Source organism: Curtobacterium sp. MCBA15_001, assembly GCF_001864835.1.
Classification (GTDB): domain Bacteria; phylum Actinomycetota; class Actinomycetes; order Actinomycetales; family Microbacteriaceae; genus Curtobacterium.
The window spans coordinates 171079-182339 of the sequence record NZ_MJGI01000022.1 but is presented as its reverse complement, the minus strand read 5'-3'; the positions used below and the strand labels follow the sequence as shown (position 1 = coordinate 182339).

The 11261-nt window shown below is 71.7% G+C and carries 12 protein-coding genes; 6 read left to right on the top strand and 6 right to left on the bottom strand.

The annotated features are described in order from the left end of the window. Positions 1-822 (bottom strand): aminoglycoside 3'-phosphotransferase (locus BIU90_RS09380; protein ID WP_071299957.1); only part of this gene is annotated, 822 nt, incomplete at its 3' end. A gap of 94 nt (positions 823-916) precedes the next feature. On the opposite strand from BIU90_RS09380, the gene BIU90_RS09375 reads away from it, so the two are divergent. After that, positions 917-1753 (top strand): exodeoxyribonuclease III, encoded by an 837-nt coding sequence (locus tag BIU90_RS09375; RefSeq protein ID WP_071299956.1) that lies wholly within the window; start codon positions 917-919, stop codon positions 1751-1753. A 456-nt stretch (positions 1754-2209) separates the two neighbouring features. Here the strand turns inward: BIU90_RS09375 and BIU90_RS09370 are convergent, their stop codons facing one another. Continuing rightward, positions 2210-3133, bottom strand: coding sequence for an AEC family transporter (locus BIU90_RS09370; protein WP_071299955.1), 924 nt, complete (start codon positions 3131-3133; stop codon positions 2210-2212). Positions 3134-3248: 115 nt separating this feature from the next. On the opposite strand from BIU90_RS09370, the gene BIU90_RS09365 reads away from it, so the two are divergent. From BIU90_RS09365 to BIU90_RS09355, 3 genes are all read left to right on the top strand, one after another. Next, positions 3249-3839, top strand: coding sequence for a nitroreductase family protein (locus BIU90_RS09365; RefSeq protein ID WP_071299954.1), 591 nt, complete (start codon positions 3249-3251; stop codon positions 3837-3839). A gap of 75 nt (positions 3840-3914) precedes the next feature. After that, complete coding sequence (locus BIU90_RS09360; protein ID WP_083403831.1) at positions 3915-4334, top strand: acyl-CoA thioesterase; 420 nt, start codon at positions 3915-3917, stop codon at positions 4332-4334. Between the two features lie 41 nt (positions 4335-4375). After that, a complete protein-coding gene (locus tag BIU90_RS09355) occupies positions 4376-5146 on the top strand; it encodes an HAD-IIB family hydrolase (RefSeq protein ID WP_071299953.1) in 771 nt (256 codons plus the stop codon). An 89-nt stretch (positions 5147-5235) separates the two neighbouring features. Here BIU90_RS09355 and BIU90_RS09350 read toward each other — a convergent pair whose 3' ends face one another. Both BIU90_RS09350 and BIU90_RS09345 read right to left on the bottom strand, forming a co-directional pair. Next, a complete protein-coding gene (locus BIU90_RS09350; protein ID WP_071299952.1) occupies positions 5236-5859 on the bottom strand; it encodes a phosphoribosylanthranilate isomerase in 624 nt (207 codons plus the stop codon). 49 nt (positions 5860-5908) lie between these two features. Beyond that, positions 5909-6961 (bottom strand): serine/threonine-protein kinase, encoded by a 1053-nt coding sequence (locus tag BIU90_RS09345; RefSeq protein ID WP_071299951.1) that lies wholly within the window; start codon positions 6959-6961, stop codon positions 5909-5911. 191 nt (positions 6962-7152) lie between these two features. On the opposite strand from BIU90_RS09345, the gene BIU90_RS09340 reads away from it, so the two are divergent. After that, positions 7153-7356, top strand: coding sequence for a DUF2945 domain-containing protein (locus tag BIU90_RS09340; protein ID WP_071299950.1), 204 nt, complete (start codon positions 7153-7155; stop codon positions 7354-7356). Here BIU90_RS09340 and BIU90_RS09335 read toward each other — a convergent pair whose 3' ends face one another. Beyond that, positions 7357-8100 carry a DedA family protein gene (locus BIU90_RS09335; protein WP_083403830.1) on the bottom strand — a complete coding sequence of 248 codons (744 nt, stop codon included), beginning with the start codon at positions 8098-8100 and terminating at the stop codon, positions 7357-7359. A 51-nt stretch (positions 8101-8151) separates the two neighbouring features. After that, positions 8152-9300 carry an ROK family transcriptional regulator gene (locus BIU90_RS09330; RefSeq protein WP_175470176.1) on the bottom strand — a complete coding sequence of 383 codons (1149 nt, stop codon included), beginning with the start codon at positions 9298-9300 and terminating at the stop codon, positions 8152-8154. Positions 9301-9336: 36 nt separating this feature from the next. Here BIU90_RS09330 and BIU90_RS09325 point away from each other — a divergent pair, with 36 nt between their 5' ends. Beyond that, positions 9337-11043 (top strand): beta-N-acetylhexosaminidase, encoded by a 1707-nt coding sequence (locus BIU90_RS09325; protein ID WP_083403828.1) that lies wholly within the window; start codon positions 9337-9339, stop codon positions 11041-11043. Positions 11044-11261: the final 218 nt, after the last annotated feature.

Genomic DNA, 11261 nt, shown 5'->3' with positions numbered 1-11261 from the left:
CCCGCCGGGCACGTCCCGCCTGCCGGGCACGTCCCGCTCGTCGGGCACGTCCCGCTCGTCGACGCTGCAGTTCCACAGCGCCCGGTACCAGTCGGTGCGCTCCTGGTCGACCGGGATCCCGTACGCCTCGTGGAACACCGCGTCCCACCCGGGCCCGTAGTTCCACCCGAGCGCCATCGTCGCCACGGCGATGTCCGCCCAGCGGTCCGCGACCCCCAGCGAGCCCAGGTCCACGTGCCCGTCCCACCGGCCGTCCTCGCCGATGAGCGTGTTCGGCGAACAGGCGTCGCCGTGACACACGACCAGCAGGTCCGTCGCCGGTGCCGGCCCGAGGTGGTCGACGTCGACCCCGGCAGCGCGGGCCCGGTCGAGCCGCAGGTCGTCCGACCAGTCGAACGGGCACGCGTCGACCGGCAACGTGTCGTGCAGCGCGCGGAGCCCCTCGGCGATGGCCACCACCGCGGTCTGCGGGTCGGCCTTCCACCGGGGCTCGACGGCGCTCGAACCCGGCAAGGCGCGCGTGTGCAGCCAGGCACCGGCGTCGTCGATCCCGTGGCCCAGCACCTCGGGCACCCGCGTCCATCGTCCCGCCCAGCGCAGGCGTTCGGCCTCGGCGTCGACCCACACGGTGTACGGCCGCGGGACCCACTTCAGGTACTCCTCGGCCGTGTCGGCGCTGCCGTCACCGCCGACGCGGAAGGTCTTCCCGCCGATCTCGTTGACCCAGACCGGAACCAGGGGCCGCCCGGAGGCCAGGCGCGCGATCGGCGCCGGCACCTCGACGACGTCGTCGGCACCGGGGATCGCGCTCTTCGCGGACATGCGGCCAGCCAACACCATCCCGCCCGACGCCCGGCGCGCGCACCGCGGTGCCGGGCGGCGAGTCGTGTCAGGCCGCACCGGTAGGTTCGATGCCATGCGCGTCGCGACCTGGAACGTGAACTCCGTCCGCACCCGAGTCGGCCGGGTCGTCGACTGGTTGGTCCGGCAGGACGTCGACGTGCTCGGCATGCAGGAGATCAAGTGCAAGCCCGAGCAGTTCCCGGTCGAGGCCTTCGAGGCCGCTGGGTACCACGTCGAGGCCCACGGCCTGAACCAGTGGAACGGCGTCGCCTTCGCCAGTCGCCTGCCGATGGAGGACGTCACGCGGGACTTCCCCGGCCAGCCCGGGTTCCTCAAGGGCCACGAGGGCCCGGACCTGCCCGTCGAGGCCCGTGCCATCGGGGTCACCGTGGACGACGTCCGATTGTGGAGCCTCTACGTCCCCAACGGCCGCGAGGTCGGCGACCCGCACTACACCTACAAGCTCGACTGGCTCGCGCAGCTGGCCGACCGCACGACCGAGTGGCTGCAGGCGGACCCCGACCTGAAGCTCGCGCTGATGGGCGACTGGAACGTCGCGCCGCTCGACCAGGACGTCTGGGACATGCGCGTCTTCGAGGGCGCGACGCACGTCAGTGAGCCGGAGCGCGCGGCCTTCCGCACCTTCGAGGAGCGCGGCCTGCAGGACGTCGTCCGTCCGATCGTCCCCGACGGCTACACGTACTGGGACTACAAGCAGCTGCGGTTCCCGCGCAACGAGGGCATGCGCATCGACTTCGTGATGGGGTCGCAGGGCTTCGCCGACGTCGTCACGGGTGGGTCCATCCACCGGGACGAGCGCAAGGGCGACGCCCCGAGCGACCACGTCCCCGTCGTGGTCGACCTCGACCTGGACACCTCCCTGGACGACGACCGCCCGATGATCTTCTGACGCCGCCGCGTCGACCCGCGGCGCACTGCGCCCGCCACGTTCTCGACGTCGCACAACCCTCCGCTCACCTCCGCCCAGGTCGCGGAACCTGCCACCCGCCGGCCGCCGCAGCGGCGCATGGTGCGACCTTGGCTGCGCTCCGACGGCGGGTTGCGCGACTCCACGGTGCGCATCGCCGGACGGGAGGCCCGTGGCAGGGCCGCCACGGGCCTCCCGTCCGTCTGCGGTCCGGTCCACCCCACGCGCGTTCCCGTCCGACCGCACGTTGCGGTCGCACGACACGCCGCTCGCGTCCGCCGAGGTCGCTGACTACGCCGCTCCGACGCCTCGTGCGCGGCGCTCTGCGCGACCTCGGCGACACGGCGGCGGCGTGTTGCCCGACTTCGTGGCGGCGGCTCGTCGCCGGACGCCGACCCGCCCGCAGACCCGCCCGCCGGCCCGCCCGCCACCGCCTGCCTACGGGTGCAGCAGCGCGGCGATCGCGACCAGGACGGGGACGGCCCCGAGCGTCGAGATGAGCACCACGTCGCGGGCCACGGGCACGGCGGCCCCGTACCGCTGGGCGTAGTTGAACACGTTCTGCGCCGCCGGCAACGCTCCGAGCGTCGTGAGCACGAACACCTGCTGGTCCCCGAGCCCGAACACGAACCGCGCGAGCACGAACGCCACGGCCGGCATCACCACGAGCTTCACCGCCGACGCCAGGATGACGTCCGTGCGGATCGCCGGGTCACGCAGCGGGGCGGCACCGTGCAGGCTCATCCCGAACGACAGCAGCACGATCGGCACCGCGGCGGCCCCGACCAACGCGAAGGGCTCGAGCACGGGCACCGGCAGCTCGATCCGGAACGCCGAGCACAGCAGCCCGAGCAGCGACGCGATGATCAGCGGGTTCGTCACCGGACCGACGACCCGCCGCTTCCACCCGCCGCCGGACGCCGTCGCGGCATCGAGCACGGTCAGGGCGATCGGCGCCATCACGACGAGCTGCAGCAGGATGACGGGCACGACGGCGGTCGCCTGCCCGAGCACGTAGACGGCGACGGGCAGTCCGATGTTGTTCGCGTTGACGTAGCTGGCTGCGAGCGCCCCTACGGTCGTCACGGTCACGGACCGCCGGAGCACCAGCCGGAACACGGCGGCGGTGCCGATCGCGACCGTCACGGCACTGAGCAGCGAGACCCAGAGCATCGGCGACACCAGCGAGGCGATGTCGGCCGTGGCGATCGTGTGGAACAGCAGGCACGGCATGAGCACGAAGAACGCCAGCCGGCTCATCACGAACTGGGCGTGCGGGCCGAGCAGCCCGGCGCGACCGACGCCGTACCCGGCCGCGATGATCGCGCCGATGATCGCGAATCCGATCAGCACGCCACCCATCGGTCCCATCCTGGCATCCACGAGCGACGGGCGCGACGCTGTTGCCACGCGATGCGCGACATGTGACGTCGTTCAGGTCGGAAATGCCGGAGCAGACCGTACCGTTGCACGCACCATGACGACCGAGACGACCCTCTCCCGTTCCACCGACTCGAGCCAGCCGCTCGTCCCCCTGCTCGAGGAGCGCTGGAGCCCGCGCTCGTACGACGAGTCGGCGACGATGACCGATGCGCAGCTCGACGCCGTGCTCGAGGCCGCTCGCTGGGCACCGTCCGCCATGAACCTGCAGCCGCGCCGCTTCGTCGCCGGTCGCCGGGGCACCGAGACGTTCCGGAAGATCAACGACAACCTGCTCGGCTTCAACGCCGCCTGGGCGTTCCGCGCGAGCGCTCTCGTCGTGGGCGTCCTCGAGACCGTGAGCGAGGACGGCGACGAGCGTTCCTTCGCGCAGTACGACCTCGGCCAGTCGTTGTCCGCGCTGACGGTCCAGGCGCACGCCGAGGGCCTGCACGTGCACCAGATGGCGGGGATCGACGCCCAGGGCCTGCGTGCCGCGTTCGACCTGCCCGAGCGTTTCCTGCCGTACACGGTGACCGCGATCGGCACCGTGGCCGACCCGACGCAGCTCGACGAGAAGGCCGCCGAGCGCGAGGTCGCCCCGCGCACCCGGATCCCGCTCGACGAGGTCGTCCTCGTCAAGGAGTAGCGCGGCGTCGTCCGACCGGACTGGCGATCGCGGACAGCGAGACCGGATCGTGTTGGCCGCGTATCATGTCGTGACATGACGCAGCCCGGCCCCGAGATGAACTTCTACACGCGCAAGTGGGTCCGCCCGGAGGACCTGAACGCGAACGGCACGCTGTTCGGCGGGAGCCTCCTCCGCTGGATCGACGAAGAAGCCGCCGTCTACGCGATCATCCAGCTCGGCAACGGCAAGGTCGTGACGAAGTACATGTCGGAGATCGAGTTCGTGTCCTCGGCGAAGGAAGGCGACATCGTCGAGATCGGCCTGGTCGCCACCCGCTTCGGCCGCACGTCGCTGACGATGCGCGCCGAGGCGCGGAACCTGTTCACCCACCGCACGATCCTGGCGATCGACGAGGTGGTGTTCGTGAACCTCGACGCCGACGGCAACGCCGCGCCGCACGGCTACACGGAGATCACGTACGCCCGCGATCGGGTTCCCGCACACATCGCGTAGCGGGCCCGGCCGGTCCCGGTCACCGTGAGAGGATCGGCGCCATGACCGCACCACGCCTCGTCGCCTTCGATCTGGACGACACCCTCGCCCCCTCGAAGTCCTCCCTCGACCCCCGCATGCTCGAGACCTTCGCGGCCCTGCTCGAGACGGTGCCGGTGGCGGTCATCTCCGGCGGGAACTTCGCGCAGTTCGAGCAGCAGCTGGTCACACCGCTGCGGCACCGCGACGGCCTCACCCTCGACGACCTGCACCTGCTGCCCACCTGCGGCACGCGGTACTACCGGTGGGCCGGCGACGACTGGGCCCTGCAGTACGCCGAGGACCTGACCGACGACCAGAAGGCCCGTGCCCTGGCAGCGGTCGAGGCCGTCGCGAAGGACGCCGGCTACTGGGAGTCCGAGACGTGGGGCCCGATCCTGGAGGACCGGGGGTCGCAGATCACTTTCTCCGCCCTGGGGCAGCGCGCGCCTGTCGACGTCAAGAAGGCCTGGGACCCGACCGGCGCCAAGAAGGACGACCTGCGCCGCCGTGTGCAGGCCGAGCTCCCCGACCTCGAGGTCCGGTCCGGCGGCTCGACCAGCGTCGACATCACCCGCAAGGGCATCGACAAGGCCTACGGCATGCAGCGCCTGGCCGAGATCACCGGCATCGCGCTCGACGACATGCTGTTCGTCGGCGACCGGCTCGACCCCGAGGGCAACGACTACCCCGTCAAGGCCCTCGGCGTTCCCTGCCACGCGGTGGAGGGCTGGGAGGACACCGACGCGTTCCTGACGGAACTCATCCCGACGCTGCGGGTCGCCTCCGCCTGACCGGCGCGGCTGCGCAGCCAGGAGGCCCGGTGCAGGCCTCAGGGGATGCGGTCGTTCAGGGGATGCGGTCGTTCAGGGGATGCGGTCGTTCAGGGGATGCTGCGGACCGCCTCGACGAACGCCCGGATCTTCGCCGCGTCCTTGACGCCGCGCTCGGACTCGACCCCGCTCGAGACGTCAACGCCGTCGGGGTCGAGCGCACCGACCGCGGCCACGACGTTCGCCGGCGTCAGCCCCCCGGCCAGGATCCAGGCTTCGTCGATCGCACCGTCCATCGTGGCGGGGTCGATCAGGCGCCCGCTGCCCGGCTCGGCCGCGTCGAGGAGCAGCAGGTCGTGGTCGAACGCGGCCCGCTCGTCCGGGGTCTCGCGCAGGTAGTCCTGCGCCGCGAGCGCCCGGATCGTGAAGAAGCCGGCGTCGCGTGCGCGGGCGAAGTCGGTCGCGGACTCGCCCCCGTGCAGCTGCAGGGTGGTGAGCCCCACCGCCGAGGCGATCCCGACGATCTCGTCGATCTCCTGGTCACGGAAGACACCGACGGCGTCGATGCCGTCCGGCACGCGCTCGACGAGCTCCTTCGCCAGGTCGGCCGTCACCGTGCGGGGGCTGCCCGCGGCGAAGACGAACCCGACCGCGTCGGCACCCGCGTCGACGGCGACGTCCACGGTGTCGGGCGTCGACAGGCCGCAGATCTTGATCCAGCGCTGGTCGGTCATGCTCCCCATCCTGCACGAAACCACCGACCTGCGGGGGCCCGTCAGCGGATCAGTGGAGCGTGCCCGCGATGTAGCTCAGCACGCAGGCGAGGAGGACCCCACCGACGATGAACGAGCCCGCAACGGTGTTCCGTCGGCGCCACCGGTTCACGGCCTCGAAGGTGCCACGTCGCGCGTGCCGGTGGGCCGCGCGGTGCATCTTGTGGTCGCGCTTGTGCTTCGTGCGGTCGGGACCGAGCGGCACCGGACCGGTGATCTGGGTGGACCCGCCGCGCAGCGCGTTGGCGACGGCGACGGCGGTGGGCCGACGTGCCGGGTCGCGGTCGGTCATGCGCAGGAGCAGGTCCCGCCAGTCGGGTCCGACCGACTCGGGGATCTCGGGGCTGCGGCGCAGACGGGCGAGCGCGGCCTCGACCAGGGTGCCGGAGTACTCCTGCTTGCCGGTCAGCACCTCGAGCAGCACCAGACCGAGCGAGTACACGTCCGTGGCGTAGCTGATCGGTTCCCCGGCGACCTGCTCGGGGCTCAGGTACGCGGCCGTTCCGATGATCGTGCCGTCGTTGGTCAGGCGCGAGCCGTCGACGAAGTGCGCGACGCCGAAGTCGGTGAGCTTGACCGTCCGGGCGAACCCGGACGAGCCCTCGTCGCTGATCAGGATGTTGGCCGGCTTGACGTCGCGGTGCACGATCCCGCGGGAGTGCACGTAGGCCAGGGCGTCGGCGAGCTGTGCGCCGAGGTCGGCTGCCTCGTAGTTGTGCAGCGGGCCGTCGGCCAGTCGACGCAGCAGGGTGGCGTCCGCGATGAGCTCCATCACGATGAACCGGTGCGGCCCGTCGGGGAACTCGTGGGTGCCGGCGTCGTAGAGCGGGATCAGGCCCGGGTGCGAGAGCATGCTGAGCAGGCGGATCTCGCGCTCCTGACGAACACGGTCGGCGGTCGTCATGGTCTGCGGCGTCGCGAACAGCTTCACCGCGACCAACCGGTACGTGTGCTCGTCACGGGCTTCGTAGACCGATCCCATGCCGCCCGTGCCGATGAGCCGGGACAGCCGGTAACGCCCGGCGAGCACCGTCTCGGTGCGGGCGTTGTCCACCAGGGTCATCAGGTTCGTCGATCCGTCGGGAGCGGTGACAGCGAGCGGTCCTCGCTTGTTTGCTCGGAGGCAACGGTACGCGTCCCACGGCCGGAAGTCCCGACGCGTTACGACATCGTGACGAGGGGTACATCCCTGCGTTCATGCGGATGCATCGGGGTCTACCATCCACGCCACACACCACGACGGAAGGACGACCGATGGCGCTGTCGAAGGGCGACGAGGTCCACTGGAACACCTCGCAGGGGAAGACGACCGGCAAGCTGGTCGAGAAGAAGACGAAGGACTTCACGTTCGACGGGCAGCACTTCAAGCCGACCGACGACGACCCCTACTGGATCATCGAGTCGGAGAAGTCCGGCAACAAGGCCGCGCACAAGGAGTCCGCGCTGACCAAGGCCTGATCACGTCCGGTCGGCTGCTCCCACACGCTCCGAGCGGGCCGCGCGGGAGCGGCGGACCCGGCGGACGACGAAGGTGACGACGACGGCGGCGATCGCCAGGTAGAGCACGCGGTCGATCCACTCGGTGTACTGCTCGACCTTGTCGTACTGCGTGCCGAACGCGGCTCCGAGGAGCACGAGGGCACTGTTCCAGATGCCGCTGGCGATGATCGTGAACACCGAGAACGTGCCGAGGTGCATCCGGTCGGCGCCCGCCGGCAGCGAGATCAGGCTCCGGACGATCGGGACGAAGCGGCCGAAGAACACCGCGCTCTTCCCGTGCCGGTGGAACCACGCGGCCGCCTTGCGGAAGTCGTCCTCGTCGACCAGGGGCAGGCGTCCGAGCCACCGCACGGTCCGCTCGAACCCGATCACCGCGCCGAGCCAGTACAGCACCAGCGCACCGAGGTACGACCCGAGCGTCGCCAGCACCAGCACGAGCACCAGGTTCATCCGGCCGGCTCCGGCCAGGAACCCGGCGAGCGGCAGGATCACCTCGGACGGGATCGGCGGGAACACCGTCTCGACGAAGAGCATGAGCGCGACGCCCCACTCGCCCAGGGCATCGATGAGCTGCAGGACCAGCCCCGACAGCCCGCCCATCTCCCCGGAGTCCGGACTCCCCGACCCGGCGGCGGACGGAGTGGGCACGGCACCCACGGGCACGGCACCCCCGGGCACGGCGGCAGCGAGGGCAGTCGTCATGCGGCCATGCTCTCTGAGTGTCCTGACAGGCAGCGCAGAGCCGGCTGGGGATCAGCCGCCGAGCCCCATGTGCGTCGACCGGACATGGGTGAGCGACCGCGCGAGGGCACCTCGGGCGACGGCGTCGCGACCGACGCTCGACGGCACGATCGGTACCGGACGGCGCAGCAGGGGCGCGACGGCCTCGGTGAGGGCGGCGCAGAAGACCGGCGCCGCGGGCAGGACCTCGCCCCCGACGACGACGACCTCGGGGTCGAGCGTCGCGACCAGCTGTGCGACGCCGACCGCGACGTCCGCGGCGAGCGCACGGACGACGTCCTGGGCAGCCGTGTCGCCGACCCCGGCCGCCGCCATGACGGACTCGAGGTCCATGTCGGACGGGATGCGGGCCTCCAGTCGGGCGGGTGCTGCCGGCCAGCCCGTCGAGGCCAGGCCGCCCACCTCGCCTGCCGCACCGTGCGCGCCGCGCGCGAGCGACCCGTCGACCAGGAACGCCGCACCGATCTGCCGACCCATGACCAGGTAGAGCGCATCGCGGACCCCACGGAGGCCACCCCACATGGTCTCGGCCGTTGCGGCGAGCTTGGCGTCGTTGTCGAAGAACGTCGTCGCGGTCGGGAAGAGGTCCTGGATGCGGCCGGGCACCCGGCGCTCGACCCACTCCGGCACCGCGATCGTGTAGTCGATCGCGCCGCTCCGGTCGACCACAGCAGGGACTCCGAACGTGGCGGCGAGGACCCGGCCCGCCCCGGCGGCCGGCGTCAGGCGTCGGACCACCTCCTGCACGCTCGTCCACGCCTGCTCCGCCGAGGCCAGGTTCGGGTAGACCTCGTCGACGCGGGCGATCTGCTCGCCGCGCAGGTCAGCGAGCACCCCGACGATGCCGTGCAGCCCGAGGTCCACCCCGAGCACCGACCCCGCCGAGGCGTCCGCGCGGAACCGCTTCGCGCGGCGACCGGCCTTGTTCGGCGTCGCGATCGCCTCGGCTTCGCGCACCCAGCCCTCGGCGACCAGGTCGGCGAGCGCGGCCTCGACCGTCGGACGCGAGAGCCCGACCCGACGACCCAGCTCGGTCACCGTCGAGGAGACCCCGTCACCGCGGAACAGCTCGTCGAGGATGGCCCGCGAGTTGATGAGCCGCAGCGTCGCCGGGGAGCTCCCGACGACCCCGCTCGGGATCGTTGACAGCGTCTCGGTCACGGCCATAGCCTCCACATTACGAAAGATCATTGAGGAATGGTGGACGCCGACATGCTCATCCCCCGCCCGCGCCTGTCGACACCCGGTGTCGGCGCGTTCGAGATCACCCCGTCGACCCGCATCGCCGCCGACGCCGCGAGCGAGTCCGTTCGACTGTACCTGCAGCAGACGCTGCGGGGCTCGACGGGCCTGCCCGTGCGCGACGCCGCGGACGACGCAGCCCCCACGGCCCCCGACACGATCAGCCTGCGCGTCGCCCCCGAGGGGCTGCCCGCCGGGCCGGGCGGGTCCGTGACCGAGGCGTTCCGTCTCGTCGTGACGCCGGAGGGCGTCCAGGTGACCGGCGGGGCTGCTGCCGGGGTGTTCTACGGCGTCCAGGCGCTCCTCCAGCTGCTGCCGGCCGACGTGTACCGCTCGGGCCGGGTGGGGACCGGGCCGTGGACCGTCCCCGCGCAGACGGTCGAGGACGCCCCCGCCTTCGCCTGGCGCGGCGTGATGCTCGACGTCGTCCGGCACTTCCGCACCACCGCCGAGGTCCTGCGCGTGATCGACCAGCTCGCGGCGCACCGCATCAACACCCTGCACTTCCACCTGACCGACGACCAGGGCTGGCGCATCGAGATCCAGAAGTACCCGCGCCTGACCGAGGTCGGGTCGTGGCGTCGGGAGTCGCAGGTCGGCGCGCACGTGCTCGGCGACGACGGTGTCCAGCGCCCGCAGTCCTTCGACGGTCGGCCGCACGGCGGGTACTACACGCAGGACGACCTGCGCGAGGTCATCGCCTACGCCGCCGACCGCTTCGTCACCGTCGTCCCGGAGATCGAGACGCCCGGACACGTGCGTGCGGCGCTGGCCGCCTACCCGTCGCTCGGGGTGCACCCGGACCGCCCGGTCGAGGTCTGGACGGAGTGGGGCATCGCCGACGACGTCCTGAACGCCGAGGACAGCACGATCGACTTCTTCCGGGACGTCTTCGACGAGGTCATCGCCCTGTTCCCGAGCGCGTACATCGGTCTCGGCGGGGACGAGTGCCCGAAGGTGCAGTGGGAGTCCGACCCCCGCACGCAGGAGCGGATCCGGTCGCTGGGCCTCGCCGACGCGGAGCAGCTGCAGGCGTGGATCATCGGGCAGCTCGCGGCGCACATCGAGTCGCGGGGACGACGGGCGTTCGGGTGGGACGAGATCCTCGAGGGCGGCACGCTCGCCCCCTCGGCGACGGTCGTGTCCTGGCGTGGGCTCCGCGGTGCGACGACGGCGGCCCGGCGGGGGCACGACGTCATCTCGACGCCGGACGACCAGGTCTACCTGGACTACCGGCAGAGCGACCTGCCGAACGAGCCGATCCCGGTCTCGATCGTGCTCGGCGTCGACGACGTGTTCCGGTTCGACCCGGTCCCCGAGGACCTGACCGACGCCGAGCGGGCGCACGTCATCGGCGGGCAGGGCAACATGTGGACCGAGCACGTGGACGACGTCCGGAAGCTCGACTACCAGCTCTTCCCCCGTGTCGCTGCCCTGTCCGAGGCGCTCTGGTCCGCCGACGTCGCCGGTCCGCGTGACCTCGACGACTTCCGCGGACGGCTCGTGGAACACCTCGCACGGCTCCAGGCGATGGGCGTCGAGTACCGCCACGAGACCGGCCCGTTCCCGTGGCAGGAGCGGCCGGGGGTGCCGGGACGGCCCGCATCGCGCGAGGACCGTGCCGCCTACATCGACGCGGTGACCGCGAACATCGCGGGCTGACCGGTCACGTCCCGTCCCGCCCAGTCCCGCCCGGTCCCGTCCCGCCCGGTCCCGTCCCGCCGACGTCCCACAACACGCCACTCACTTGCGCCGAGGTCGCGGAAGCTGCCGCTCCCACGCGCCGGAGGCGGTGGTTGCTGCGACCTCGGCGTACGTGAGCGGCGTTTCGTCTCACCTCGCGGGCACGCAGTCCCGACCACAGACGGACGGGAGGCCCG